24 protein-coding genes are annotated in these 26,253 nt (G+C 70.8%); 23 read left to right on the top strand and 1 reads right to left on the bottom strand.

The window, feature by feature from the left end; genetic code table 11:
• The first annotated feature begins 269 nt into the window (after positions 1-269).
• The 17 genes from ACZ4YY_RS33350 (at position 270) to nusB (ending at position 17,301) form a co-directional block, all read left to right on the top strand.
• Positions 270-929: a vitamin K epoxide reductase family protein gene (locus ACZ4YY_RS33350; RefSeq protein ID WP_468298715.1), complete on the top strand. Its 660-nt coding sequence runs from the start codon at positions 270-272 to the stop codon at positions 927-929.
• Positions 930-970: 41 nt separating this feature from the next.
• Complete coding sequence (locus ACZ4YY_RS33345; RefSeq protein ID WP_468298714.1) at positions 971-2,326, top strand: replication-associated recombination protein A; 1,356 nt, start codon at positions 971-973, stop codon at positions 2,324-2,326.
• 300 nt (positions 2,327-2,626) lie between these two features.
• On the top strand, positions 2,627-3,241 hold the full coding sequence (gene rpsD / locus ACZ4YY_RS33340; protein ID WP_123987943.1) for a 30S ribosomal protein S4: 615 nt from the start codon (positions 2,627-2,629) through the stop codon (positions 3,239-3,241).
• A gap of 252 nt (positions 3,242-3,493) precedes the next feature.
• Complete coding sequence (locus ACZ4YY_RS33335; protein ID WP_468298713.1) at positions 3,494-3,934, top strand: DUF948 domain-containing protein; 441 nt, start codon at positions 3,494-3,496, stop codon at positions 3,932-3,934.
• Between the two features lie 9 nt (positions 3,935-3,943).
• Positions 3,944-4,300: a hypothetical protein gene (locus tag ACZ4YY_RS33330; RefSeq protein WP_468298712.1), complete on the top strand. Its 357-nt coding sequence runs from the start codon at positions 3,944-3,946 to the stop codon at positions 4,298-4,300.
• Positions 4,300-6,972, top strand: coding sequence for an alanine--tRNA ligase (gene alaS, locus ACZ4YY_RS33325; protein ID WP_468298711.1), 2,673 nt, complete (start codon positions 4,300-4,302; stop codon positions 6,970-6,972). Before ACZ4YY_RS33330 ends, alaS begins: the two co-directional genes overlap by 1 nt.
• 35 nt (positions 6,973-7,007) lie before the next feature.
• Positions 7,008-7,472 (top strand): Holliday junction resolvase RuvX, encoded by a 465-nt coding sequence (gene ruvX / locus ACZ4YY_RS33320; protein WP_468298710.1) that lies wholly within the window; start codon positions 7,008-7,010, stop codon positions 7,470-7,472.
• A 123-nt stretch (positions 7,473-7,595) separates the two neighbouring features.
• Positions 7,596-9,371, top strand: coding sequence for an endolytic transglycosylase MltG (gene mltG, locus ACZ4YY_RS33315; RefSeq protein WP_468298709.1), 1,776 nt, complete (start codon positions 7,596-7,598; stop codon positions 9,369-9,371).
• A gap of 4 nt (positions 9,372-9,375) precedes the next feature.
• Complete coding sequence (locus ACZ4YY_RS33310) at positions 9,376-10,227, top strand: shikimate dehydrogenase (protein ID WP_468298708.1); 852 nt, start codon at positions 9,376-9,378, stop codon at positions 10,225-10,227.
• Positions 10,228-10,279: 52 nt separating this feature from the next.
• Positions 10,280-10,723, top strand: coding sequence for a hypothetical protein (locus tag ACZ4YY_RS33305; RefSeq protein ID WP_468298707.1), 444 nt, complete (start codon positions 10,280-10,282; stop codon positions 10,721-10,723).
• Between the two features lie 171 nt (positions 10,724-10,894).
• Entirely contained in the window at positions 10,895-12,079 is a 1,185-nt protein-coding gene (gene aroC / locus ACZ4YY_RS33300; RefSeq protein WP_468298706.1) for a chorismate synthase, read from the top strand.
• Positions 12,076-12,591, top strand: a complete 516-nt coding sequence (locus tag ACZ4YY_RS33295) for a shikimate kinase (RefSeq protein ID WP_468298705.1) — start codon at positions 12,076-12,078, stop codon at positions 12,589-12,591. Before aroC ends, ACZ4YY_RS33295 begins: the two co-directional genes overlap by 4 nt.
• On the top strand, positions 12,588-13,679 hold the full coding sequence (aroB, locus tag ACZ4YY_RS33290) for a 3-dehydroquinate synthase (RefSeq protein ID WP_468298704.1): 1,092 nt from the start codon (positions 12,588-12,590) through the stop codon (positions 13,677-13,679). The genes ACZ4YY_RS33295 and aroB overlap by 4 nt, the downstream gene beginning before the upstream one ends.
• Before the next feature lie 171 nt (positions 13,680-13,850).
• Positions 13,851-14,759, top strand: coding sequence for a Pro-rich N-terminal domain-containing protein (locus ACZ4YY_RS33285; RefSeq protein ID WP_468298703.1), 909 nt, complete (start codon positions 13,851-13,853; stop codon positions 14,757-14,759).
• Positions 14,760-15,138: 379 nt separating this feature from the next.
• Positions 15,139-16,245: an aminopeptidase P family protein gene (locus tag ACZ4YY_RS33280; protein WP_468298702.1), complete on the top strand. Its 1,107-nt coding sequence runs from the start codon at positions 15,139-15,141 to the stop codon at positions 16,243-16,245.
• A gap of 52 nt (positions 16,246-16,297) precedes the next feature.
• Positions 16,298-16,864 carry an elongation factor P gene (efp, locus tag ACZ4YY_RS33275; RefSeq protein ID WP_468298701.1) on the top strand — a complete coding sequence of 189 codons (567 nt, stop codon included), beginning with the start codon at positions 16,298-16,300 and terminating at the stop codon, positions 16,862-16,864.
• 2 nt (positions 16,865-16,866) lie between these two features.
• A complete protein-coding gene (gene nusB, locus ACZ4YY_RS33270; RefSeq protein WP_468298700.1) occupies positions 16,867-17,301 on the top strand; it encodes a transcription antitermination factor NusB in 435 nt (144 codons plus the stop codon).
• Positions 17,302-17,471: 170 nt separating this feature from the next.
• On the opposite strand, the gene bldD is transcribed toward nusB, so the two are convergent.
• Positions 17,472-17,972, bottom strand: coding sequence for a transcriptional regulator BldD (gene bldD / locus ACZ4YY_RS33265; protein ID WP_020128858.1), 501 nt, complete (start codon positions 17,970-17,972; stop codon positions 17,472-17,474).
• A 253-nt stretch (positions 17,973-18,225) separates the two neighbouring features.
• On the opposite strand from bldD, the gene pyrR reads away from it, so the two are divergent.
• From pyrR to carB, 6 genes are all read left to right on the top strand, one after another.
• A complete protein-coding gene (gene pyrR, locus ACZ4YY_RS33260) occupies positions 18,226-18,828 on the top strand; it encodes a bifunctional pyr operon transcriptional regulator/uracil phosphoribosyltransferase PyrR (RefSeq protein WP_468298699.1) in 603 nt (200 codons plus the stop codon).
• A gap of 82 nt (positions 18,829-18,910) precedes the next feature.
• Positions 18,911-19,900, top strand: a complete 990-nt coding sequence (locus ACZ4YY_RS33255; RefSeq protein WP_468298698.1) for an aspartate carbamoyltransferase catalytic subunit — start codon at positions 18,911-18,913, stop codon at positions 19,898-19,900.
• Positions 19,901-19,906: 6 nt separating this feature from the next.
• The gene (locus ACZ4YY_RS33250; RefSeq protein ID WP_468298697.1) at positions 19,907-21,193 is read left to right on the top strand and encodes a dihydroorotase; all 1,287 of its coding nucleotides are present in this window, start codon (positions 19,907-19,909) and stop codon (positions 21,191-21,193) included.
• Positions 21,190-21,768 (top strand): PH-like domain-containing protein, encoded by a 579-nt coding sequence (locus ACZ4YY_RS33245; RefSeq protein WP_468298696.1) that lies wholly within the window; start codon positions 21,190-21,192, stop codon positions 21,766-21,768. The genes ACZ4YY_RS33250 and ACZ4YY_RS33245 overlap by 4 nt, the downstream gene beginning before the upstream one ends.
• Positions 21,765-22,907 carry a glutamine-hydrolyzing carbamoyl-phosphate synthase small subunit gene (carA, locus tag ACZ4YY_RS33240; protein ID WP_468298695.1) on the top strand — a complete coding sequence of 381 codons (1,143 nt, stop codon included), beginning with the start codon at positions 21,765-21,767 and terminating at the stop codon, positions 22,905-22,907. Before ACZ4YY_RS33245 ends, carA begins: the two co-directional genes overlap by 4 nt.
• Positions 22,900-26,208: a carbamoyl-phosphate synthase large subunit gene (gene carB / locus ACZ4YY_RS33235; RefSeq protein WP_468298694.1), complete on the top strand. Its 3,309-nt coding sequence runs from the start codon at positions 22,900-22,902 to the stop codon at positions 26,206-26,208. Before carA ends, carB begins: the two co-directional genes overlap by 8 nt.
• Positions 26,209-26,253 lie beyond the last annotated feature (45 nt).

Raw genomic sequence — 26,253 nt, 5'->3', positions numbered from 1 at the left:
CTGGGGGGGGCAACGAGGTCGTCGAGGAGCTGGAGGAACGGTTGGGTGGACACACGGCCGCGCTGGCACTCGGTGGGGCGAAAACTCGTGTGGGGGCCCTGGTGCCGTACGGCACCGGCGCCCCGTCGCTCACGCGGATGTCCGGAACCGAACACCCGCCCGCCGTGTCCACCCATCCTTATGTGAAGCGAACGGTGCACACCCGCGCGGGTGCGGCACAATGGCCCTGCCCGAAGATGGTCCAACTCTCAAGTGACGGAATCGGCGTGATGAGCAAGACCACAGTCAAAGACGTCTCCACCGAGCCCGAACCGGAGCGCGCCGCGGCCGACGCGCCGCGGGCGGTGGGTGGCAGCCGTGCGTTGGCCCTGCTGCTGGTGATCACCGGCGCGGCCGGTCTGCTCGCCGCGTGGGTCATCACGATCGACAAGTTCAAGCTGCTCGAGGCCAAGGTCGAGGGCAAGACGTTCACACCCGGCTGCAGCCTGAACCCCATCGTCTCCTGCGGCAGCGTCATGGAGAGCAAGCAGGCCGCCGCCTTCGGCTTCCCCAACCCGATGCTCGGCCTGGTCGCCTACGGCATCGTCGTCTGCGTCGGCATGAGCCTGCTGGCCCGCGCCCGCTTCCCGCGCTGGTACTGGCTCACCTTCAACGCCGGCACCCTGTTCGGGGTCGTCTTCTGCGCCTGGCTGATGTTCCAGTCCCTGTACCGGATCAACGCCCTGTGCCTGTGGTGCTGCCTGGCCTGGGTCGCGACGATCGTCATGTTCTGGTACGTGACCTCGTTCAACATCCGCAACGGCCTCCTGCCCGCCCCGGGCTGGCTGAAGGGCTTCTTCGGCGAGTTCACCTGGGTCATGCCCGTGCTGCACATCGGGATCATCGGCATGCTGATCCTGACCCGCTGGTGGGAGTTCTGGACCAGCTGATCCCGGGCCGCGTTGTCAGTGCGGTGTTCTAGGGTTTCACCGTGGAGCCCGACCTGTTCACCGCCGCAGCAGAAGAACGCCAGGAGAAGGACCCGGCAGGGAGCCCCCTGGCGGTCCGGATGCGCCCGCGCACCCTCGACGAGGTCGTGGGCCAGCAACACCTGCTGAAGCCGGGCTCCCCCCTGCGCCGCCTGGTCGGCGAGGGCTCCGGGGGCCCGGCCGGCCCGTCCTCGGTGATCCTCTGGGGCCCGCCCGGCACCGGCAAGACCACCCTCGCGTACGTCGTCTCCAAGGCCACCAACAAGCGCTTCGTGGAGCTGTCCGCCATCACGGCCGGCGTCAAGGAGGTCCGCGCGGTCATCGACGGCGCCCGCCGCGCCACCGGAGGCTTCGGCAAGGAGACCGTCCTCTTCCTGGACGAGATCCACCGCTTCAGCAAGGCCCAGCAGGACTCCCTGCTCCCGGCCGTCGAGAACCGCTGGGTGACCCTCATCGCGGCGACCACCGAGAACCCCTACTTCTCGGTCATCTCCCCGCTGCTGTCCCGCTCGCTCCTGCTCACCCTCGAACCCCTCACCGACGACGACCTGCGCGGCCTGCTCCGCCGCGCCCTCACCGCCGAGCGCGGACTCAAGGGCGCCGTCACCCTTCCCGAGGACACCGAGGACCACCTCCTGCGCATCGCCGGCGGCGACGCCCGTCGCGCGCTGACCGCGCTGGAGGCCGCCGCGGGGGCCGCCCTCGACAAGGGCGAGAGCGAGGTCGCCCTGACGACCCTCGAGGAGACCGTCGACCGGGCCGCCGTGAAGTACGACCGGGACGGCGACCAGCACTACGACGTGGCCAGCGCCCTCATCAAGTCGATCCGCGGCTCCGACGTCGACGCCGCCCTGCACTATCTGGCCCGCATGATCGAGGCCGGCGAGGACCCCCGCTTCATCGCCCGCCGTCTGATGATCTCCGCCAGCGAGGACATCGGCCTGGCCGATCCCCACGCGCTGCCGACCGCCGTCGCCGCCGCCCAGGCCGTCGCCATGATCGGCTTCCCCGAGGCCGCCCTCACCCTCAGCCACGCCACCATCGCGCTCGCCCTGGCGCCGAAGTCCAACGCGGCGACCACCGCGATCGGCGCCGCCCTGGACGACGTGCGCAAGGGGCTGGCCGGACCGGTGCCGCCGCATCTGCGGGACGGCCACTACCAGGGCGCCGCCAAGCTCGGGCACGCCCGGGGGTACGTGTACCCGCACGACCTGCCGGAGGGCATCGCCGCCCAGCAGTACGCGCCGGACGCCCTCAAGGAGCGCGAGTACTACACCCCCACGCGGCACGGCGCGGAGGCGCGGTACGCCGACGCCGTGGAGTGGACCAGGAGGCACCTCGGTCGCAAGGAGTCCTGACCACCCTGTAGAATCGCCCGAAGTGCTGCGTCCCGTGTCCGACTCCGGTCGGCGCCTCAGGCGGGACATCCAGCCGGATCTGTTGATCCAGGAGCGTCGCGCACCGTCGTAGGTGTCGCGGGCAGCCCACCACCACCCGCACTTCCGGGACCGGTCGGTGGGCCGTTCGTGTGCTGCACGTATGTGCCCAGACCAGGGGAGCGGCTACCCGACAGGTTCCTCGTGGACCCGGCGGGATTCCCCGGCTGCGGATGCGACCTCCCGTAACCCTGAGGCAGCCGAAAAGGAAAAGGAAAAGAAGTGGCGAACCAGTCCCGCCCCAAGGTCAAGAAGTCGCGTGCCCTCGGCATCGCGCTGACCCCGAAGGCCGTCAAGTACTTCGAGGCCCGCCCCTACCCGCCGGGTGAGCACGGCCGCGGCCGCAAGCAGAACTCGGACTACAAGGTCCGTCTGCTCGAGAAGCAGCGTCTGCGCGCGCAGTACGACGTGTCCGAGCGTCAGCTCGTCCGCGCCTACGAGCGTGCCTCCAAGGTTCAGGGCAAGACCGGCGAGGCCCTGATCATCGAGCTCGAGCGTCGTCTCGACGCCCTGGTGCTGCGTTCGGGCATCGCCCGCACCATCTACCAGGCCCGTCAGATGGTCGTTCACGGCCACATCGAGGTCAACGGCCAGAAGGTCGACAAGCCCTCGTTCCGCGTCCGTCCCGACGACGTCGTGATGGTCCGCGAGCGCAGCCGCGAGAAGACCCTCTTCTCGATCGCCCGTGAGGGCGGCTTCGCCCCCGACGGCGAGACCCCGCGCTACCTCCAGGTGAACCTCCGCGCCCTGGCCTTCCGCCTGGACCGTGAGCCGAACCGCAAGGAGATCCCGGTGATCTGCGACGAGCAGCTCGTCGTCGAGTACTACGCCCGCTGATCCCTCGGCGGACGCGGTACCCCCGCGCCTCGGCCCGTCGTCCCCCCGCCCCTCCGGGCGGGCGGGGCGGCGGGCCTTCGCGCTTCCCGGGCGAGCCACGGCGCAGGGCCTCTTGACCGGTACGGAACGGTTGCGTCGGCGCGATAGGCTCGCCCTCAGAGACAGACGTCTCACCAGACGTCGACCATGACGTCGCACACGTCTCGCACGACGTGTCACACGACGTCTCACACGACAGGGAGCGGGTGCGCAGTGTCCGGTGGAGAGGTGGCCGGAATCCTGGTGGCCGTCTTCTGGGCGATCCTGGTCTCCTTCCTGGCCGTCGCGCTGGCGAGGCTGGCCCAGACGCTCAGGGCGACCACCAAGTTGGTCGCGGACGTGACCGACCAGGCCGTCCCGTTGCTGGCCGACGCCTCCGCGGCGGTGCGCTCCGCGCAGACCCAGATCGACCGGGTCGACGCGATCGCCTCGGACGTCCAAGAGGTCACGTCGAACGCCTCCGCGCTGTCCACCACCGTCGCCTCCACGTTCGGCGGCCCCCTGGTGAAGGTCGCCGCCTTCGGCTACGGCGTGCGCCGGGCCCTCGGCGGCCGCAAGGACGACATGCCCGCCGAGGCGCCCCGGCGCACCGTGATCGTGGGCCGCACGGTCTCGCGGCGGAAGCGCAACGCCCGTGGAAAAAAGAGGGACTGAGACCCAGCGATGTTCCGCCGTACGTTCTGGTTCAGCACGGGCGTCGCCGCCGGTGTGTGGGCCACCACCAAGGTCAACCGCAAACTGAAGCAGCTCACCCCCGAGAGCCTCGCCGCGACCGCGGCCAACAAGGCCCTCGAGACGGGAGCGCGTCTGAAGGACCGCGCGGTGGGTTTCGCGCTCGACGTCCGCGAGAACATGGCCCGGCGCGAGGCCGAGCTGGGCGAGGCGCTGGGCATCCACGAGGACCCAGAACTCGCCGCTCCCCGCCGCGCCGCCCTCGAGAACCGCGACGCCCCGCACCGCACCCACCCGAAGTGCATCGACACCACGACGTACTCGTACAACCGGAATGAGGACCACTGATGGAGTCGGCTGAGATCCGCCGCCGCTGGCTGAGCTTCTTCGAGGAGCGCGGGCACACCGTCGTGCCTTCGGCGTCGCTCATCGCGGACGACCCGACTCTGCTCCTCGTCCCGGCCGGCATGGTTCCCTTCAAGCCCTACTTCCTGGGCGAGGTCAAGCCGTCCTTCTCGCGTGCCACCAGCGTGCAGAAGTGCGTGCGCACGCCGGACATCGAAGAGGTCGGCAAGACCACCCGGCACGGCACGTTCTTCCAGATGTGCGGCAACTTCTCCTTCGGCGACTACTTCAAGGAAGGCGCCATCAAGTACGCCTGGGAGCTGCTCACCAGCCCCCGGGACAAGGGTGGTTACGGCCTGGAGCCGGAGAAGCTCTGGATCACCGTCTACAAGGACGACGACGAGGCCGAGCGCATCTGGCACGAGGTCGTCGGCGTGCCGAAGGAGCGCATCCAGCGCCTCGGCATGAAGGACAACTACTGGTCCATGGGCGTCCCGGGTCCCTGCGGCCCCTGTTCCGAGATCAACTACGACCGCGGCCCCGAGTTCGGCGTCGAGGGCGGCCCCGCCGTCAACGACGAGCGGTACGTGGAGATCTGGAACCTCGTCTTCATGCAGTACGAGCGCGGCGAGGGCATCGGCAAGGACAACTTCGAGATCCTCGGCGAGCTGCCGAGCAAGAACATCGACACGGGCCTCGGTCTGGAGCGGCTCGCCATGATTCTGCAGGGCGTGCAGAACATGTACGAGATCGACACCTCCATGGCCGTCATCAAGAAGGCCACCGAGCTGACCGGTGTGGCCTACGGCGACGCCCACGACTCGGACGTCTCCCTGCGCGTGGTCACCGACCACATGCGGACCTCCGTCATGCTCATCGGTGACGGCGTCACCCCCGGCAACGAGGGCCGCGGTTACGTCCTGCGCCGCATCATGCGCCGCGCCATCCGCAACATGCGCCTGCTCGGCGCCACCGGCCCGGTCGTCAAGGACCTCATCGACACGGTCATCGAGATGATGGGCCAGCAGTACCCGGAGCTGGTCACCGACCGCGAGCGCATCGAGAAGGTCGCCCTCGCCGAGGAGAACGCCTTCCTCAAGACGCTGAAGGCCGGCACCAACATCCTCGACACCGCCGTCACCGAGACCAAGCAGGCCGGTGGCACCGTCCTCGCCGGCGACAAGGCGTTCCTGCTCCACGACACCTGGGGCTTCCCGATCGACCTCACTCTCGAGATGGCCGCCGAGCAGGGCCTCTCCGTGGACGAGGACGGCTTCCGCCGTCTGATGAAGGAGCAGCGGGAGCGCGCCAAGGCCGACGCCCAGGCCAAGAAGACCGGGCACGCCGGTGCCGGCGCCTACCGTGAGATCGCCGACCAGGCCGGCGAGACCGACTTCATCGGCTACTCGCACACCGAGGGCGAGTCCCGGATCGTCGGCATCCTCGTCGACGGCGTCTCCTCCCCGGCCGCCGCCGAGGGCGACGAGGTGGAGATCGTCCTCGACCGCACCCCCTTCTACGCCGAGGGCGGCGGTCAGATCGGCGACACCGGCCGCATCAGGGTCGACTCCGGTGCCGTCATCGAGGTCCGAGACTGCCAGAAGCCCGTCCCGGGCGTGTACGTCCACAAGGGCGTCGTCCAGGTCGGCGAGGTGACGGTCGGCGCCACCGCCCACGCCTCGATCGACTCGCGCCGCCGCACGGCCATCGCCCGCGCCCACTCGGCCACGCACCTCACCCACCAGGCCCTGCGCGACGCCCTCGGCCCGACGGCCGCCCAGGCGGGCTCCGAGAACCAGCCCGGCCGCTTCCGTTTCGACTTCGGCTCCCCGTCGGCCGTGCCGACGGCCGTGATGACCGACGTCGAGCAGAAGATCAACGAGGTGCTCGCCCGCGACCTCTCGGTGCACGCCGAGGTCATGGGCATCGACGAGGCCAAGAAGCAGGGTGCCATCGCCGAGTTCGGCGAGAAGTACGGCGAGCGCGTCCGTGTCGTGACCATCGGCGACTTCTCCAAGGAGCTGTGCGGCGGTACGCACGTGCACAACACCGCCCAGCTGGGTCTGGTGAAGCTGCTCGGCGAGTCCTCGATCGGCTCGGGCGTGCGTCGTATCGAGGCCCTCGTCGGTGTGGACGCCTACCACTTCCTCGCCCGTGAGCACACGGTCGTCGCCCAGCTCCAGGAGTTGATCAAGGGCCGTCCGGAGGAGCTCCCGGAGAAGGTCTCCGCCATGCTCGGCAAGCTGAAGGACGCCGAGAAGGAGATCGAGAAGTTCCGCGCCGAGAAGGTGCTGCAGGCCGCCACCGGTCTCGCCGAGTCCGCCAGGGACGTCCGCGGCATCGCCCTCGTCACCGGACGGGTCCCGGACGGCACCACGCCGGACGACCTGCGCAAGCTGGTCCTCGACGTGCGTGGCCGCATCCAGGGCGGCCGGGCCGCCGTGGTCGCCCTGTTCACGGTCAGCAACGGCAAGCCGCTGACGGTCATCGCCACCAACGAGGCCGCCCGTGAGCGCGGTCTCAAGGCCGGCGACCTCGTCCGTACGGCCGCCAAGACCCTCGGCGGCGGCGGTGGCGGAAAGCCGGACGTCGCCCAGGGCGGCGGTCAGAACCCGGCCGCCGTCGGCGAGGCCGTGGACGCCGTCGAGCGGCTCGTGGCGGAAACGGCCAAGTGAGCGTCGAGGGAGAGCCGCGAGGGGACGGCCGGGGCATGCGCCGCGGCCGTCGCCTCGCGATCGATGTCGGTGACGCCCGGATCGGGGTCGCCTCGTGCGACCCCGACGGGATCCTCGCCACCCCGGTGGAGACGGTCCCCGGCCGGGACGTCCCGGCGGCGCACCGGCGGCTGCGGCAACTGGTCGAGGAGTACGAGCCGATCGAGGTCGTGGTCGGGCTTCCCCGCTCCCTCAAGGGGGGCGAGGGCCCGGCCGCCGTCAAGGTCCGCGGCTTCGCCCGGGAGTTGGCCCGGGGCATCGCACCCGTCGCCGTACGGCTGGTGGACGAGCGGATGACGACCGTGACGGCCAGTCAGGGACTGCGTGCCTCGGGGGTGAGATCCAAGAAGGGACGCTCGGTCATCGACCAGGCCGCCGCTGTGATCATCCTCCAGCAGGCACTCGAATCCGAACGGGTGTCAGGGCGGCCACCGGGCGAGGGCGTCGAAGTGGTCATCTGATCGCGATACGGTAACGTTCCGCGCGATGCGGTGGTGTTCGAACAGCCGCCGCACAAAGAGAGGCGGGACGGGAACCGGGGCCGGGAAGCCGCGCGACCGCCGCCTCGCGGCTCTAGGGGATCGATGACTGAGTATGGCCGGGGCCCAGGCTCCGAACCGTGGCATCCGGAGGACCCGTTGTACGGGGACGGCGGATGGGAAGGGCAGCAGGCCCAGGCCGGCCATCAGCCTGCCTACGGCGGCCAGCCGCAGCACCACCACTACCCGCAGCAGCCGGAGCAGCCGCAGTACGGCGACTGGGGCCAGGGACAGGCGCAGCAGTACGACCAGCAGGCGTACCAGGAGCAGTACGCGCAGCAGCAGTACCCGCAGGAGTCCTACGACCCGCAGCAGTCCTACGATCAGCAGCAGTACCCCCATCCGGGGCAGCAGCAGGCCTACCAGGAGGGCGGCTGGGACGGCACCGGCACGCACGCCCACATCCCGTACGCGGCCGACCCGGGGGATCCCTACGGGCAGCAAGCAACCGCTTACGGTGCCGAGCAGCCCGACCTCTACGGCACCCCGGACGCCTATCCGCCGCCCGAACCGCCCGCCCGTCGGCGCCCCGGACCGGAGCCGGTGACCGCGCCGGAGACCGCCGACCCCGACGCGGGGGAGCGGACCGACTGGGACCCGGGGCCCGACCAGGGTGAGCACGCCTTCTTCGCCGGGGGCGGAGCGGACGACGAGGACGACGAGGACGCAGACGAGCCGGGAGAGCGCGGGGGCCGCGGTGACCGGCGGGGGCGCGGCGGCAAGGACACCAAGGCCAAGGGGAAGAAGCGCCGCAACGGCTGCGCCTGCCTGGTCGTCGTGCTCGTGTTCGCCGGCGGTCTCGGCGGCGTCGGCTACTTCGGTTACCAGTTCTACCAGAATCGTTACGGCACGGCTCCGGACTACGCGGGCGAGGGCACCGGCCAGACCGTCAGCGTCGAGGTGCCCAAGGGCGCGGGCGGTGCCGAGATCGGTCGTCTGCTGAAGGCCGCGGGCGTCGTCAAGAGCGTCGACGCGTTCGTCTCCGCGCTGACGCAGGACCCCGACGCGAACATCCAGGCGGGCGCGTACATTCTGAAGAAGCAGATGTCCGCGAAGAGCGCCATCGACATGATGCTCGACCCGAAGAGCCAGGCGAACGTGATGGTCACGCCGGGCCAGCGCAACATCCAGGTCTACAAGACGATCGACACGAAACTCGGCCTCGCTTCCGGAACCACCAAGAAGGTCGCCGAGAAGGAGTACGAAAGTCTCGGGCTGCCCGACTGGGCGAACGACGACAGCGACATCATGGACCCGCTGGAAGGCTTCCTCTACCCCGGTACCTATCCCGCGGCCAAGGGGATGAAGCCCGCGACGGTGCTCAAGCAGATGGTCGAGCGGGCCGACGAGGCGTACGGCAAGTACGACCTGGAGGCCAAGACCAAGGCGCTCGCACTGAAGAGCCCGTTGCAGGTCGTCACGGTCGCGAGCCTGGTGCAGGCCGAAGGCAAGACGGTCGACGACTTCCGCAAGATGGCCGAGGTGGTCTACAACCGTCTCAAGCCGACGAACACCGAGACCAACCAGTTGCTCCAGTTCGACTCGACGTTCAACTATCTGAAGAACGAGAGCAACATCCACATCAGCGAGACCGAGATCAACAGTAACAAGGACCCGTACAACACGTACACGCAGAAGGGTCTTCCGCCGGGGCCGATCGGAAATCCGGGTGTCGACGCGCTCAGCGCGACGTTGAATCCCACCCGTGAGGGCTGGATCTACTTCGTGGCGACCGACGGGCAGAGCAAGACGGAATTCGCGAAGACCTACGCGGAATTCGAACGGCTCAGGGACAAGTTCAACGAGAGCACCGGTAACTGAGGACATGAGCACCACCGCACGGACCGAGCACGCCCGCCGTCACCGGGCGGCCGTGCTCGGCAGCCCCATCGCCCACTCCCTCTCCCCGGTGCTGCATCGCGCCGCGTACGAGGCGCTGGGCCTCACGGAGTGGACGTACGACCGTTTCGACATCGACGAGGGGGCGCTGTCCGCCTTCGTCGACGGACTCGGCGACGACTGGGCCGGGCTGTCGCTGACCATGCCGCTCAAGCGGGCGGTCATCCCGCTGCTCGACGAGATCAGCGACTCGGCCGCCTCCGTCGAGACGGTCAACACACTCGTGTTCACCGAGGACGGCCGGCGCGTCGGCGACAACACCGACATCCCCGGCATGGTCGCCGCCCTGCGCGAGCGGGGCATCGTGCGGGTGGACTCGGCCGCGATCCTCGGCGCCGGTGCCACCGCCTCCTCCGCGCTGGCCGCCCTGGGCATGGTCTGCACCGGCGAGGTCGTCGTGTACGTGCGCAGCGAGGTCCGCGCCGCCGAGATGCGGCAGTGGGGCGAGCGCCTCGACGTCGAGGTGCGCACGGCGGACTGGTCGGACGCGGCCGAGGCGCTGCGCTCCCCGCTGGTCGTCGCGACCACGCCGACCGGGGCGACCGACGCCCTCGCCGCCTCGGTGCCGGAGCGGCCCGCCACCCTCTTCGACGTGCTCTACGACCCCTGGCCGACCCGGTTGGCCGCGCGCTGGTCGATGTTCGGCGGGGCGGTCGTCAGCGGGCTGGACCTGCTCGTGCACCAGGCGGTGCTCCAGGTGGAGCAGATGACCGGGCGCGCGCCGGCGCCCGTCGAGGCCATGCGAAAAGCGGGGGAGCACGCGCTCGCGCACCGCTAGGATCCGCTGAGTTCCGCAGGGGGCGGAGCCCGTACAAGGGGGAGTCAGGTACATGTCCAACGTGTCCGCAGAGGTGTCGCTGGCCGGGGGCAAGAGCGAGATATTCGAGTTCTTCCTGCGGTTCCTGCCCGAGTGGGTGCAGATCACGGTGCTCGCGCTGATCGTGCTCGCCGTCGTCGTCTCGTGGATCCTGAAGCTGAAGCGCAAGATCGCCCACCGGCGGGCCGTGCGGGCGGGCGTGCCCGTGCACGCGGCGGCGCAGTTCGGGCAGGGGAGCGGCGCGGACCACCTCGGCGCCTACGCGCCGCAGGCGAATCAGGCGGCCGCGCAGGGTCAGTCGGTGCCGTCCGGTCCGAGCGGTGCTGATTTCCTGGGTGCTTACGCGCCGCAGGCGAATCAGGCGGCTGCGCAGGGTCGGTCGGTGCCGTCCGGTCCGAGCGGTGCTGATTTCCTGGGCGCCTACGCCCCGCAGCAGCGGACCGACGGCACGCGCTGAGCCCGGACCCGGTACCGCCCGTCCGCCTGATGGACCGGCGGCCGGTGCCCGGCCGCGGACGTGGGAGGATCGTAGGTGGCGGGCCTGGGTCGCGCACCCGGTCGCGCCGTTGCCGTACGCGAGGACGCGCGTACGCAGGGCAGTACCAGGCGCGAGCACTGAGGAGCACCGTTGAGCAGGTTGCGCTGGCTGACCGCGGGGGAGTCCCACGGTCCCGCACTCGTGGCGACGCTGGAGGGCCTTCCCGCCGGCGTGCCGATCACCACGGAGATGGTGGCGGACCATCTGGCGAGGCGCCGGCTCGGCTATGGGCGCGGTGCGCGGATGAAGTTCGAACGCGACGAGGTCACCTTCCTCGGCGGCGTCCGGCACGGCCTCACCCTCGGCTCGCCGGTCGCGGTCATGGTGGGCAACACCGAGTGGCCCAAGTGGGAGAAGGTCATGGCGGCCGACCCGGTCGACCCGGCCGAGCTGGCGGGCTCCGCGCGCAACGCGCCGCTGACCCGTCCGCGCCCCGGCCACGCCGACCTCGCCGGCATGCAGAAGTACGGCTTCGACGAGGCCCGCCCGATCCTGGAGCGCGCCTCCGCCCGCGAGACGGCCGCCCGGGTCGCGCTCGGCGCCGTCGCCCGGTCGTACCTCAAGGAGACGGCCGGCATCGAGATCGTCTCCCACGTCGTGGAGCTGGCCGCCGCGAAGGCGCCCTACGGCGTGTACCCGACCGCCGCCGACGTCGAGAAGCTCGACGCCGACCCGGTGCGCTGCCTGGACCAGGACGCCTCGAAGGCGATGGTCGCGGAGATCGACCAGGCCCACAAGGACGGTGACACCCTCGGCGGCGTCGTCGAGGTCCTGGCCTACGACGTGCCGGTGGGCCTCGGCTCGCACGTGCACTGGGACCGGCGCCTCGACGCCCGGCTGGCGGCCGCGCTCATGGGCATTCAGGCCATCAAGGGCGTCGAGGTCGGCGACGGCTTCGATCTGGCGCGGGTGCCGGGCTCCAAGGCGCACGACGAGATCGTCACCACCCCCGACGGCATCCGCCGCGCCACCGGCCGCTCCGGCGGCACCGAGGGCGGTCTGACCACCGGCGAGCTGCTGCGCGTGAGGGCGGCGATGAAGCCCATCGCGACCGTGCCGCGCGCCCTGCAGACGGTCGACGTGGCCACCGGCGAGGCCACGCAGGCCCACCACCAGCGCTCCGACGTGTGCGCGGTCCCGGCCGCCGGGATCGTCGCCGAGGCGATGGTCGCGCTCGTGCTGGCCGACGCGGTGGCGGAGAAGTTCGGCGGCGACAGCGTCGTCGAGACCCGCCGCAACGTGCGGTCGTACCTCGACAACCTGCACATCCGATGAGCGCGCCGCTGGTCGTCCTGGTCGGGCCGATGGGCGTCGGCAAGTCCACCGTCGGGCAGCAGCTGGCCGAACGGCTCGGTGTCGGCTACCGCGACACCGACGACGACATCGTCGCCGAACAGGGCCGCACCATCGCCGACATCTTCGTCGAGGAGGGCGAGCCCGCCTTCCGCGCCATCGAGAAGCGGGCCGTGCACCGCGCGCTCGCCGAGCACCGCGGTGTGCTCGCGCTCGGCGGCGGCGCGATCCTCGACGCGGACACCCGCGCGCTGCTGGCCGGACAGCGCGTGGTCTACCTCTCGATGGAGGTCGAGGAAGCGGTCAGGCGCACCGGACTGAACGTGGCCCGCCCGCTGCTCGCCGTCAACCCGCGCAGGCAGTGGCGCGAACTGATGGAGGCCCGCAGGCACCTCTACGAGGAGGTGGCGACCGCCGTCGTGGCCACCGACGACCGCACCCCCGAACAGGTCACCCGGGCCGCCCTGGACGCACTGGAGTTGAAGGAAGCATGAGCGACGAGGCAGTGACGCGGATCCGCGTCGGCAGCGCGGGCTCCGACCCGTACGAGGTGCTGGTCGGCCGGCAACTCCTCGGCGAGCTCGGCGCCCTCATCGGCGACCGGGCCAAGCGGGTCGCCGTCATCCACCCCGAGGCGCTCGCCGACACCGGTGACGCCCTCCGCGCCGACCTGGCCGACCAGGGCTACGAGGCCGTCGCCATCCAGGTGCCCAACGCGGAGGAGGCCAAGACCGCCGAGGTCGCCGCCTACTGCTGGAAGGCGCTCGGCCAGTCCGGGTTCACCCGCACCGACGTCGTCGTCGGCGTGGGCGGCGGCGCCACCACCGATCTGGCCGGCTTCGTGGCCGCGACCTGGCTGCGCGGGGTGCGCTGGATCGCCGTCCCCACGACGGTGCTGGCCATGGTGGACGCGGCCGTGGGCGGCAAGACGGGTATCAACACCGCCGAGGGCAAGAACCTCGTCGGCGCCTTCCACCCGCCCGCGGGCGTGCTGTGCGACCTGGCCGCGCTGGACTCGCTCCCGGTCAACGACTACGTCTCCGGACTCGCCGAGATCATCAAGGCCGGCTTCATCGCCGACCCGGTGATCCTCGACCTCATCGAGGCCGACCCCCAGGCCGCCCGCACCCCGGCGGGCCCGCACACCGCCGAGCTGATCGAACGCTCCATCAAGGTCAAGGCGGACGTCGTCTCCTCCGACCTGAAGGAGTCGGGGCTGCGGGAGATCCTCAACTACGGTCACACGCTCGCCCACGCCATCGAGAAGAACGAGCGCTACAAGTGGCGGCACGGCGCCGCCGTCGCCGTCGGCATGCACTTCGCGGCCGAACTGGGCCGCCTGGCCGGCCGGCTGGACGACGCCACCGCCGACCGGCACCGCACGGTCCTGGAATCGGTCGGGCTGCCGCTGCACTACCGCCACGACCAGTGGCCCAAGCTGCTGGAGGCCATGCGGGTCGACAAGAAGTCGCGCGGCGACCTGCTGCGCTTCATCGTCCTCGACGGGCTGGCCAAGCCGACCGTCCTGGAGGGACCCGACCCGGCGGTGCTGCTCGCCGCCTACGGCGAAGTGGGCCAGTAGGTCCCCGCAGTTCCCTTCCGCCCGATTCGCTTTCCCCACCGGGCACTTCGGACCGCCCCCGGCCGTTTCACCAAACGACGGCCGGGGGCGGTACCGTTCGGTAGCGAGAGCGGGGGCCGCGCGCCCCCCACAGCCAGCGCCCATTGCCTGTACGAGACGGAGTGGCACCGGATGCAGCACGCAGTGGGTTCTCCGCTGCCGCCGCCCCACCAGCCGGGGCACGGTCCGGCCGCCGGCTGGTCGCCGGCCGCACAACACCCGGGCCCGCACCAGCCGGGCAGCACCCCCCAGCAGACCGCCCCCGTGCCGCCGCACCCGGCACCGGGCTTCCCCGGAGCACCGCCCTCGGGGCCCGTCCCACCGGCGCCCCAGCCCCCGGTCCCGCCCGTGCCCCACCCCCCGGCCCCGCGGCACACCACCGGCCCGCAGGGCAGCGAGACCACCGGGCACGTTCCGCTGCCCCCCGGCGGCCCCGTCGGCATGCCCAGCCCGCCGCCGGCCGCGTCCGCGCCCGACCCCGCGTCCACCACGCTCGCGGTGCTGCTCATCGGTCCCGCGGGCGCCGGGAAGACCAGCGTCGCCAAGTTCTGGGCCGACCACCGCCGGGTGCCCACCGCCCACATCAGCCTCGACGACGTCCGCGAATGGGTCCGCTCGGGCTTCGCAGACCCGCAGAGCGGGTGGAACGACCACTCCGAGGCCCAGTACCGCCTGGCCCGCCGCACCTGCGGATTCGCCGCGCGCAACTTCCTCGCCAACGGCATCTCCTGCATCCTCGACGACGCGATCTTCCCCGACCGCCCGGCCGTCGGCCTCGGCGGCTGGAAGCGGCATGTGGGCCCCGGGCTCCTCCCGGTCGTCCTCCTCCCCGGCCTGGAGGTCGTCCTGGAACGCAACGCGGAACGCAGCGGCAACCGCCGTCTCACCGACGAGGAGGTCGCCCGCATCCACGGCCGGATGGCCGGCTGGTACGGCTCCGGCCTCCCGATCATCGACAACTCTCAACTCGACGTACCGACGACGGCGAGGCTCCTGGACGACGTGCTGGCCAGGGCGATCGCCAGCCCTCCGAAGTGGTAGAGGACATCCGGGCGGCCTGAGGGGTCCTTGCACTGTGCCCGCGTGGGCCGCGCGGCCTGGTGCCGTGCATCGCAAGGCGCCGGATCACGCGGCCTGATCAGGCGCTCATAGTGCAAGGACCCCTGAGAGGTCCGAACGAAAAGGGGACGCCGCGAGCTGATCGGCCTCCCTTTTTGTTCGGAGCTCTCAGGGCCCTGTCCTGCGGCCGGGCCCCAGGGCAGGGCCAGAGCCAGGGCCGGTAGACGGCAGGGCCAGGGCCGGGCGACCACGGACGCGGGTGCCGCGCGAACCCCCCGGCCGGCCGGCGCCCCGGTGGGGCCGCACCCCGCTCGGCGGAGCCCGACCGGCGCGATCCGGCCACCGCTTCTAGGCTCGACACATGTCAGAGGTGTACGCGGCCCGCCGCATGAGGCTGAGGGAACGGTGCCAGGCGTCCGGCAACGCGGCAGCGCTGGTCTCCCGTCCCGCCAACGTGAGGTACCTCGCGGGCGCGGCGCCCCGGGGTGCCGTCCTCCTGCTGGGCAGCCACGAGGACCTGCTCGTCTGCCCCGGCTCGTCCGACGAACGCCCCGGTGAAGGGCGGCCGGACGAGAACCTGAGAGTGCACGCCCTGCCCCGCGCGGGCGGCGACCCGGCCGTGGCCGCCGCGGGCGTCGTCGCGGACCAGGGCGCCGACTCCCTCGCGGTCGAGGAGCACCACATCACCGTGGCCCGTCACCGCGAGCTGCGCTCCGTCGCCCCCCGGCTGCGCCTCGCCGACCTGGGCGGCGCGGTCGAACAGCTCAGGGTGGTCAAGGACGAGGAGGAGATCTCCTGTCTGCGCGTCGGCGCCGAGATCGCCGACCAGGCCCTCGGCGAGCTGCTGGAGTCCATCCTCGTCGGCCGCACCGAACGCCACCTCGCCCTGGAACTCGAGCGGCGGCTCATCGACCACGGCGCCGACGGCCCCGCCTTCCCCACCTCCGTCGGCACCGGCCCGAACTCGGGCCGGCGCGGGCACCGGCCCACCGACCGACGGGTGGAGGAGGGCGACTTCCTCTCCGTCTGTCTGGGTGCGACGTACCGCGGCTACCGCTGTGAGATCGGCCGTACCTTCGTCATCGGCACCGCTCCCGCGGACTGGCAGATCGAGCTGTTCGACCTGGTCTTCGCCGCCCAGCGCGCCGGACGCGAGAGCCTGGCACCCGGCGCGGCCTGCCGGGACGTCGACCGCGCCGCACGCCAGGTGCTGGACTCGGCCGGCTACGCGGAACGCCTGCCGGCACTGACCGGGCACGGTGTCGGACTCGAAATCGACGAGGACCCTCAGTTGGCCCCCGCGGCCATGGGTAAACTGGACGCTTGCGTGCCGGTCACCGTCGAACCGGGGGTCCACCTCCCGGGCCGGGGCGGTGTCCGGATCGATGACACGCTCGTCGTACGCCCCGAGGCGGACGGCGGACCCGAGCTACTCACCATCACGACCAAGGAACTGCTCGCACTCTAGGCAAGGTGCGGGCCCCGGGGTCGTCCACGTCAGTCCAGGAGATTCCGCAACCGTGGCTTCCACGAACGACCTCAAGAACGGCATGGTGCTCAAGCTCGAAGGCGGCCAGCTCTGGTCCGTCGTCGAGTTCCAGCACGTCAAGCCCGGCAAGGGCCCGGCCTTCGTGCGCACCAAGCTCAAGAACGTGCTCTCCGGGAAGGTCGTCGACAAGACCTTCAACGCCGGCATCAAGGTCGAGACGGCCACTGTCGACAAGCGCGACATGCAGTTCTCCTACATGGACGGCGAGTACTTCGTCTTCATGGACATGGAGACCTACGACCAGCTGATGGTCGACCGCAAGGCCGTCGGCGACGCCGCCAACTTCCTCATCGAGGGCTTCACGGCCACCGTCGCGCAGCACGAGGGCGAGGTGCTCTTCGTCGAGCTGCCGGCCGCCGTCGAGCTCGTCGTCCAGGAGACCGAGCCGGGCCTGCAGGGAGACCGCTCCACCGGCGGCACCAAGCCCGCCACCCTGGAGACCGGTCACCAGATCCAGGTCCCGCTCTTCATCACCACCGGTGAGAAGATCAAGGTCGACACCCGCACGAGCGACTACCTCGGCCGGGTGAACAGCTAACCGTGGCCGCCCGCAACACGGCCCGCAAGCGCGCCTTCCAGATCCTCTTCGAGGGCGACCAGCGCGGCGCCGACGTCCTGACGGTCCTCGCCGACTGGATCCGGCTCTCCCGGGCCGACACCCGGCAGCCGCCGGTGAGCGAGTACACCATGCAACTCGTCGAGGGGTACGCCGAGCACACCCGGCGCATCGACGAACTCCTCGCCCAGTACGCGGTCGGCTGGACGCTCGACCGGATGCCCGTCGTCGACCGCAACATCCTTCGGCTCGGCGCATACGAGCTGATCTGGATGGACGAGACCCCGGACGCCGTCGTCCTCGACGAGATGGTGCAGCTGGCCAAGGAGTTCTCCACGGACGAGTCGCCCTCGTTCGTCAACGGCCTGCTCGGCCGGCTGAAGGAACTCAAGCCGTCGCTGCGCCGGGACGAGGCGTAGGCGGTACGACTCGACTCGACTCGACGCCGGAGGGCCCGCGGCACGCGCCGCGGGCCCTCCGGCGTTCCCTGTCCTCGACCAGCCGGGACCGCACGAAATCGCCGGGGTGGCCGGAACCCCAAGGTTCCGGCCACCCCGGCGGCACGTTTCTGCTGAGACTGGGGAGCCGGTCAGCCCTCCTCGTGGGAGACCGCGCGACGCGCGTCCGCGTCCAGCACGCCCCAGCTGATCAGCTGCTCGGTCAGGACCGACGGCGACTGGTCGTAGATGACGGCGAGGGTGCGCAGGTCGTCCTGGCGGATCGAGAGCACCTTGCCGTTGTAGTCGCCGCGCTGCGACTGGATCGTCGCCGCGTAGCGCTGCAGGGGACCCGCCTTCTCGACCGGGACGTGGGCCAGTCGCTCCAGGTCCAGGACAAGCTTCGGCGGGGGCTCCGCCGCGCCGCCCGGGGTGGTGCCCGGCAGCAGTTCCTGCACCGGCACGCCGTAGAAATCGGCCAGTTCCGCAAGCCGCTGAACGGTCACGGCGCGGTCGCCGCGCTCGTAGGAACCGACCACGACCGCCTTCCAGCGTCCCTGGGACTTCTCCTCGACACCGTGGAGGGAAAGGCCCTGCTGGGTGCGGATCGCCCGGAGCTTGGCCCCGAGCTGTTTGGCGTATTCGCTGGACATATAGCTCCCCGGCACTGGGTCGACGCGACTGGCTCTGGTTCCATGCCGCGCGGTTGGTAACTCACTGTGAGGTTACGCAGCGTGATTCTTCTGCGTCAAGCCGAATGGTCCACACCGACTCTTCCGTGGTATCGGTGGCCGATTACGCCAAGGGGGTGATCAGGGGTGTCGTCCCGGCCTGGTACCGTGGATGGCGCAATTCCGACGTCCTTTAAGGTCCGTCCCGTGAGGCGGAGAAGGAGGTCCGTTTCGTATGGACACGCAGGACACGCAGGACACGCGGCTCGAGCCGCAGCAGTCCGATGCGCGGCCCGTTCTCGAAGGCCCCGACATCGCGCGGGTACTCACCCGCATCGCCCACGAGATCGTCGAACGCGCCAAGGGCGCCGACGACGTGGTGCTCCTCGGCATTCCCACCCGGGGCGTCTTCCTCGCCCAGCGACTCGCCGCCAAGCTGGAGCAGGTCACCGACCGCACGATCCCGGTCGGCTCGCTGGACATCACCATGTACCGCGACGACCTGCGCATGCACCCGCCGCGTGCGCTGGCCCGCACCGAGATCCCCGGTGACGGCATCGACGGCAAGCTGGTCGTCCTCGTCGACGACGTGCTGTTCTCGGGCCGCACCATCCGCGCCGCCCTCGACGCCCTGAACGACATCGGGCGCCCGCGCGCGGTGCAGCTGGCTGTCCTGGTCGACCGCGGCCACCGGGAACTGCCCATCCGCGCCGACTACGTCGGCAAGAACCTCCCCACGTCGCTGCGGGAGACGGTCAAGGTCCAGCTCGCCGAGGAGGACGGTCGCGACACCGTGCTGCTCGGTGCGAAGCGGACCGCCCCGGGCGCGCAGCAGTAGCACTCCGGCGTACGCCCACGCGTGCGTGCCCCCGTGCGCCCGCATGCCCGAAAACTCCCGAATGCCCTACGGAGCCTGACAGATGCAGCGTCATCTCATCTCGGCCGCCGACCTCACCCGCGACGACGCCGTCCACATCCTCGACACCGCCGAGGAGATGGCCCGGGTCGCCGACCGGCCCATCAAGAAACTGCCGACCCTGCGCGGCCGCACCATCGTCAACCTGTTCTTCGAGGACTCGACGCGGACCCGGATCTCCTTCGAAGCCGCCGAGAAGCGCCTGTCCGCCGACGTCATCAACTTCTCCGCCAAGGGCTCCAGCGTCTCCAAGGGCGAGTCCCTGAAGGACACCGCCCAGACGCTGGAGGCCATGGGCGTCGACGCCGTCGTCATCCGGCACGGCGCCTCCGGAGCGCCCTACCGGCTGGCCAACTCCGGCTGGATCGACGCCGCCGTCATCAACGCCGGCGACGGCACCCACCAGCACCCCACCCAGGCCCTGCTCGACGCCTTCACCATGCGCCGCCGGCTCGTCGGCCGCGACGCCGGGATCGGCCAGGACCTGTCCGGCCGGCGCATCACCATTGTCGGGGACGTGCTGCACAGCCGGGTCGCCCGCTCCAACGTCGACCTGCTCCACACCCTCGGCGCCGAGGTCACCCTCGTCGCCCCGCCCACGCTGGTGCCGGTCGGCGTCGAGACCTGGCCCTGCGCCGTGTCGTACGACCTCGACAGCACGCTGCCGAAGTCCGACGCGGTGATGATGCTGCGCGTCCAGCGCGAGCGGATGAACGCCGCGTTCTTCCCGACCGAGCGCGAGTACTCACGCCGCTACGGCCTGGACGGCGACCGCATGGCGCGGATGCCCGAGCACGCCCTCGTGATGCACCCCGGGCCGATGGTCCGCGGCATGGAGATCACCGCCGAGGTCGCCGACTCCGACCGCTGCACCGTCGTCGAGCAGGTCGCCAACGGCGTGTCGATCCGAATGGCAGTCCTCTACCTGCTGCTGGGCGGGAACGAACCCGCCGGCCGCCATACCCGTACCAGCGGTACCACCGAGGAGAAGTAAGCGACCATGAGCAAGATCCTGATCCGTGGTGCGAAGGTTCTCGGCGGTGAGCCGCAGGACGTGCTGATCGACGGCGAGATCATCGAGGCCGTCGGGACCGGCCTGCCGCAGGACGGCGCCCAGGTCGTCGAGGCCGACGGCAAGGTGCTGCTGCCGGGCCTGGTCGACCTGCACACCCATCTGCGCGAGCCGGGCCGCGAGGACTCCGAGACCGTCCTGACGGGCACCCGCGCGGCCGCCTCCGGCGGCTACACCGCCGTCTTCGCCATGGCCAACACCTTCCCCGTCGCCGACACGGCCGGAGTCGTCGAGCAGGTCTGGCGACTGGGCCGGGAGCACGGCTACTGCGACGTGCAGCCCATCGGCGCCGTCACCGTCGGCCTGGAGGGCAGGAAGCTCGCCGAGCTGGGGGCCATGCACGAGTCGGCCGCCGGCGTCACCGTCTTCTCCGACGACGGCAAGTGCGTCGACGACGCCGTGATCATGCGGCGCGCCCTGGAGTACGTGAAGGCCTTCGGCGGGGTGGTCGCCCAGCACGCGCAGGAGCCGCGGCTGACCGAGGGTGCCCAGATGAACGAGGGGATCGTCTCGGCGCAGCTGGGCCTGGGCGGCTGGCCCGCGGTGGCCGAGGAGTCGATCATCGCCCGGGACGTCCTGCTCGCCGAGCACGTCGGCTCCCGCGTCCACATCTGCCACCTGTCGACCGCCGGCTCGGTCGAGATCGTCCGCTGGGCCAAGTCGCGCGGCATCCAGGTCACCGCCGAGGTCACCCCGCACCACCTGCTCCTCACCGACGAGCTGGTGCGCACCTACAACCCGGTCTACAAGGTCAACCCGCCGCTGCGCACCGAGCGCGACGTGCGCGCCCTGCGCGAGGCGCTGGCCGACGGCACGATCGACATCGTGGCCACCGACCACGCCCCGCACCCGCACGAGGACAAGGACTGCGAGTGGGCCGCGGCCGCCATGGGCATGGTTGGCCTGGAGACCGCGTTGTCGGTGGTCCAGGAGACGATGGTGGAGACCGGGCTCCTCGACTGGGCCGGGGTCGCCGACCGCATGTCCTTCACGCCCGCGCGGATCGGGCGGGCCAGGGGCCATGGACGTCCCGTCTCGGCAGGTGAGCCCGCCAACCTCACGCTCGTCGACTCGGCATACCGTGGGTCGGTGGACCCCGCGGGCTTCGCCTCGCGCAGCCGGAACACCCCGTACGAGGGGCGTGAGCTGCCGGGCCGTGTGACGCACACGTGGCTGCGGGGCACGGCCACGCTCGTCGACGGGAAGCTCACGTGACACCTGTAATCCTGCTGGCGGCCGAGAAGGAATCGGCCGAAGTGACCGACTGGGCCGCCCGGATCGGCTGGGTCGTCGGCCTCGCCCTGTTCGTCACGTTCGTCTACTGGCTGATGCGCGAGGGCTGGAAGTGGCGCGGCACGCTCCAGGGCGACCTGCCCGAGCTGCCCACCGCGCCGTCCGAGCCCGGTGCGGCGAGACTGACGATGAGCGGCCGCTACCACGGCTCCACCACCGCCGGACAGTGGCTCGACCGCATCGTGGCGCACGGCCTGGGCACCCGCAGCCGGGTCGAGCTCACCCTGACGGACGCGGGACTGGACGTCGTACGCCCCGGCGCGAGCGACTTCTTCGTCCCGGCCGACGCACTGCGCGAGGCCCGGCTCGACAAGGGCATCGCCGGCAAGGTCCTCACCGAGGGCGGACTGGTCGTGGTCACCTGGGCGCACGGCGACAAGCTGATCGACTCCGGGTTCCGCTCGGACACCGCGGCCGAGCACGCCGAGTGGGTCGACGTCGTCAACTCCATGATCAAGAAGACGCAATCTCAGACGGAAACGGAAGGCGCACGATGACCACCTCCACCAGGGGAACCGCCAAGGTTCCCGCCGTACTCGTCCTGGAGGACGGCCGGGTCTTCCACGGCCGCGCCTACGGGGCCGTGGGGGAGACCTTCGGCGAAGCGGTGTTCTCCACCGGAATGACCGGCTACCAGGAGACCCTCACCGACCCGTCGTACGACCGCCAGATCGTCGTCGCGACCGCCCCGCAGATCGGCAACACCGGCTGGAACGACGAGGACGACGAGTCCCGCCGCATCTGGGTCTCCGGCTACGTCGTGCGCGACCCCGCGCGCGTGCCCTCCAACTGGCGCGCCAAGCGCTCCCTCGACGACGAACTGGTCGCCCAGGAGGTCGTGGGCATCAGCGGCATCGACACCCGCGCCCTCACCCGCCACCTGCGCGAGCGCGGCTCCATGCGCGCCGGCATCTTCTCGGGCGAGGCCGTCGCCGCCGAGTCCGAGCTCCTCGCGCGCGTGCAGGCCCAGCCGCACATGAAGGGCGCGAGCCTCTACGAGGAGGTCGCCACCCAGGACGCGTACGTCGTCCCGGCGGTCGGCGAGAAGCGCTTCACCGTCGCCGCGATCGACCTCGGCATCAAGGGCATGACCCCGCACCGCATGGCCGAGCGCGGCATCGAGGTGCACGTCCTTCCGGCCACGGCCACGGCCGAGGAGGTGTACGCCCTGGACCCCGACGGCGTGTTCTTCTCCAACGGCCCGGGCGACCCGGCCACCGCCGACGGCCCCGTCGCGCTGATGACCGAGGTGCTGCGGCGGAAGACCCCCCTGTTCGGCATCTGCTTCGGCAACCAGATCCTCGGCCGCGCCCTCGGCTTCGGCACCTACAAGCTGAAGTACGGCCACCGCGGCATCAACCAGCCGGTCCAGGACCGTACGACCGGCAAGGTCGAGGTCACCGCGCACAACCACGGGTTCGCCGTGGACGCGCCGCTCGACAAGGTCAGCGACACCGAGTTCGGCCGCGCCGAGGTCTCCCACGTCTGCCTCAACGACGACGTCGTGGAGGGGCTGCGGCTGCTCGACCAGCCGGCCTTCTCCGTCCAGTACCACCCCGAAGCGGCCGCCGGCCCCCACGACGCCGCCTACCTGTTCGACCGCTTCGTATCCCTGATGGAGGGCCAGCGTGCCTAAGCGCACCGATATCCAGTCCGTCCTGGTCATCGGCTCCGGCCCGATCGTCATCGGCCAGGCCGCCGAGTTCGACTACTCCGGCACCCAGGCGTGCCGCGTCCTGAAGTCCGAGGGGCTGCGGGTCGTGCTGGTGAACTCCAACCCGGCCACGATCATGACCGACCCGGAGATCGCCGACGCCACCTACGTCGAGCCGATCACCCCGGAGTTCGTCGAGAAGATCATCGCCAAGGAGCGCCCCGACGCGCTGCTGCCCACCCTGGGCGGCCAGACGGCCCTCAACACGGCCATCTCGCTGCACGAGAACGGCGCCCTGGAGAAGTACGGCGTCGAGCTGATCGGCGCCAACGTCGAGGCCATTCACAAGGGCGAGGACCGCGACCGGTTCAAGGAGGTCGTGGAGGAGGTCCGCCGCAAGATCGGGCACGGCGAGTCCGCCCGCTCGGTCATCTGCCACACCATGGACGAGGTGCTCGCCGGCGTCGACGGACTCGGCGGCTACCCGGTCGTCGTCCGCCCGTCCTTCACCATGGGCGGCGCAGGCTCCGGCTTCGCCCACGACGAGGAGGAACTGCGCCGCATCGCCGGCCAGGGCCTCACGCTCTCCCCGACCACCGAGGTGCTCCTGGAGGAGTCCATCCTCGGCTGGAAGGAGTACGAGCTGGAGCTGATGCGCGACAAGCACGACAACGTCGTGGTCGTCTGCTCCATCGAGAACTTCGACCCGATGGGCGTCCACACCGGCGACTCGATCACCGTCGCCCCGGCCATGACGCTCACCGACCGCGAGTACCAGATCCTGCGGGACGTCGGCATCGCCGTGATCCGCGAGGTCGGCGTGGACACCGGCGGCTGCAACATCCAGTTCGCGGTGAACCCCGAGGACGGTCGGGTGATCGTCATCGAGATGAACCCGCGTGTGTCGCGTTCCTCGGCGCTGGCCTCCAAGGCGACCGGCTTCCCGATCGCCAAGATCGCCGCCAAGCTCGCCGTCGGCTACACCCTCGACGAGATCCCCAACGACATCACGCAGGAGACCCCGGCCTCCTTCGAGCCCACGCTCGACTACGTGGTCGTGAAGGCGCCCCGGTTCGCCTTCGAGAAGTTCCCGAGCGCCGACTCCACGCTGACGACGACCATGAAGTCGGTCGGCGAGGCCATGGCCATCGGCCGCAACTTCACCGAGGCCTTCCAGAAGGCGCTGCGCTCGCTGGAGAAGAAGGGCAGCCAGTTCACGTTCGTCGGCGAGCCCGGTGACAAGGACGCGCTGCTCGCGGAGTCCGTGCGGCCCACCGACGGCCGGATCAACACCGTCATGCAGGCCATCCGCGCGGGCGCCACACCCGACGAAATCTTCGCGTTCACGAAGATCGACCCCTGGTTCGTCGACCAGCTCTTCCTGATCAAGGAGATCGCCGACGAGCTGGCCGAGGCGCCGGAGCTGACCGCCGAACTGCTCGCCGAGGCCAAGCGGCACGGCTTCTCCGACCAGCAGATCGCCGAGATCCGCGGGATGCGCGAGGAGGTCGTCCGCGAGGTGCGGCACGCGCTCGGCGTCCGCCCGGTCTACAAGACGGTCGACACCTGCGCCGCCGAGTTCGCCGCGAAGACGCCGTACTTCTACTCCTCCTACGACGAGGAGAGCGAGGTCGCCGCGCGCGAGAAGCCGGCCGTCATCATCCTGGGCTCCGGCCCCAACCGCATCGGCCAGGGCATCGAGTTCGACTACTCCTGCGTCCACGCCTCCTTCGCGCTGTCCGACGCCGGGTACGAGACCGTGATGGTCAACTGCAACCCGGAGACCGTCTCCACCGACTACGACACCTCCGACCGCCTGTACTTCGAGCCGCTGACGCTCGAGGACGTGCTGGAGATCGTCCACGCCGAGGCGCAGGCCGGCCCGATCGCCGGTGTCGTCGTCCAGCTCGGCGGGCAGACCCCGCTGGGGCTCGCGCAGGCGCTCAAGGACAACGGCGTGCCGATCGTCGGCACCCCGCCCGAGGCCATCCACGCGGCCGAGGACCGGGGAGCCTTCGGGCGCGTGCTCGCCGAGGCGGGACTGCCGGCCCCCAAGCACGGCACGGCCACCACCTTCGCCGAGGCCAAGGCCATCGCCGACGAGATCGGCTACCCGGTCCTGGTGCGGCCGTCGTACGTCCTCGGCGGCCGCGGCATGGAGATCGTCTACGACGAGGCGCGGCTGTCCTCCTACATCGCCGAATCGACCGAGATCAGCCCCACCCGGCCGGTTCTCGTCGACCGCTTCCTCGACGACGCCATCGAGATCGACGTCGACGCCCTCTACGACGGCGAGGAGCTGTACCTCGGCGGTGTCATGGAGCACATCGAGGAGGCCGGCATCCACTCCGGCGACTCGGCGTGCGCCCTGCCCCCGATCACCCTCGGCGGCTTCGACATCAAGCGCCTGCGGGCCTCCACGGAGGCGATCGCCAAGGGCGTCGGGGTGCGTGGCCTGATCAACATCCAGTTCGCGATGGCAGGCGACATCCTCTACGTCCTGGAGGCCAACCCGCGCGCCTCCCGCACGGTCCCCTTCACGTCGAAGGCGACCGCGGTGCCGCTGGCGAAGGCCGCCGCCCGGATCTCCCTGGGCGCGACCGTCGCCGAGCTGCGGGCCGAGGGGCTGCTCCCGGCCACCGGCGACGGCGGCGAGCTGCCGCTGGACGCGCCGATCTCCGTCAAGGAGGCCGTGATGCCCTGGAGCCGCTTCCGGGACACCTCGGGACGGGGCGTCGACACCGTCCTCGGCCCGGAGATGCGCTCCACGGGCGAGGTCATGGGCATCGACTCCGTCTTCGGCACGGCGTACGCCAAGTCGCAGGCCGGCGCCTACGGCCCGCTGCCCACCAAGGGCCGCGCGTTCATCTCCGTCGCCAACCGCGACAAGCGGTCGATGATCTTCCCGGCGCGTGAACTGGTCGGCCACGGCTTCGAGCTGCTCGCCACCTCGGGCACGGCCGAGGTGCTCCGGCGCAACGGCATCAACGCCACCGTCGTGCGCAAGCAGTCCGAGGGCACCGGCCCGAACGGCGAGAAGACCATCGTCCAGCTCATCCACGACGGCGAGGTCGACCTCATCGTCAACACCCCGTACGGCACCGGCGGCCGCCTCGACGGCTACGACATCCGCACGGCGGCCGTGGCGCGGTCCGTGCCCTGCCTGACGACGGTCCAGGCGCTCGCCGCCGCCGTCCAGGGCATCGACGCCCTCAACCACGGTGACGTGGGCGTCCGCTCGCTCCAGGAACACGCGGAACACCTGACCGCGGCCCGCGACTAGCAGCCGACGAGGGGGACACCGGAAACGGTGTCCCCCTCTTCATGA

The organism is Streptomyces sp. NPDC030143, from assembly GCF_055573695.1.
The sequence above is the reverse complement of the archived record's forward strand: the minus strand, read 5'-3'. Positions and strand labels throughout refer to the sequence as shown.

Coding starts and splice junctions, on each gene's coding strand:
- ACZ4YY_RS33280 (WP_468298702.1), top strand. CDS start 15,139: ATGTCAGAGGTGTACGCGGCCCGCCGCATGAGGCTGAGGGAACGGTGC.
- pyrR (WP_468298699.1), top strand. CDS start 18,226: ATGGACACGCAGGACACGCAGGACACGCGGCTCGAGCCGCAGCAGTCC.
- mltG (WP_468298709.1), top strand. CDS start 7,596: ATGACTGAGTATGGCCGGGGCCCAGGCTCCGAACCGTGGCATCCGGAG.
- aroB (WP_468298704.1), top strand. CDS start 12,588: ATGAGCGACGAGGCAGTGACGCGGATCCGCGTCGGCAGCGCGGGCTCC.
- ACZ4YY_RS33295 (WP_468298705.1), top strand. CDS start 12,076: ATGAGCGCGCCGCTGGTCGTCCTGGTCGGGCCGATGGGCGTCGGCAAG.
- ACZ4YY_RS33250 (WP_468298697.1), top strand. CDS start 19,907: ATGAGCAAGATCCTGATCCGTGGTGCGAAGGTTCTCGGCGGTGAGCCG.
- ACZ4YY_RS33310 (WP_468298708.1), top strand. CDS start 9,376: ATGAGCACCACCGCACGGACCGAGCACGCCCGCCGTCACCGGGCGGCC.
- ACZ4YY_RS33255 (WP_468298698.1), top strand. CDS start 18,911: ATGCAGCGTCATCTCATCTCGGCCGCCGACCTCACCCGCGACGACGCC.
- ACZ4YY_RS33305 (WP_468298707.1), top strand. CDS start 10,280: ATGTCCAACGTGTCCGCAGAGGTGTCGCTGGCCGGGGGCAAGAGCGAG.
- alaS (WP_468298711.1), top strand. CDS start 4,300: ATGGAGTCGGCTGAGATCCGCCGCCGCTGGCTGAGCTTCTTCGAGGAG.
- ACZ4YY_RS33330 (WP_468298712.1), top strand. CDS start 3,944: ATGTTCCGCCGTACGTTCTGGTTCAGCACGGGCGTCGCCGCCGGTGTG.
- ruvX (WP_468298710.1), top strand. CDS start 7,008: ATGCGCCGCGGCCGTCGCCTCGCGATCGATGTCGGTGACGCCCGGATC.
- ACZ4YY_RS33350 (WP_468298715.1), top strand. CDS start 270: ATGAGCAAGACCACAGTCAAAGACGTCTCCACCGAGCCCGAACCGGAG.
- bldD (WP_020128858.1), bottom strand. CDS start 17,972: ATGTCCAGCGAATACGCCAAACAGCTCGGGGCCAAGCTCCGGGCGATC.
- ACZ4YY_RS33285 (WP_468298703.1), top strand. CDS start 13,851: ATGCAGCACGCAGTGGGTTCTCCGCTGCCGCCGCCCCACCAGCCGGGG.
- carA (WP_468298695.1), top strand. CDS start 21,765: ATGACCACCTCCACCAGGGGAACCGCCAAGGTTCCCGCCGTACTCGTC.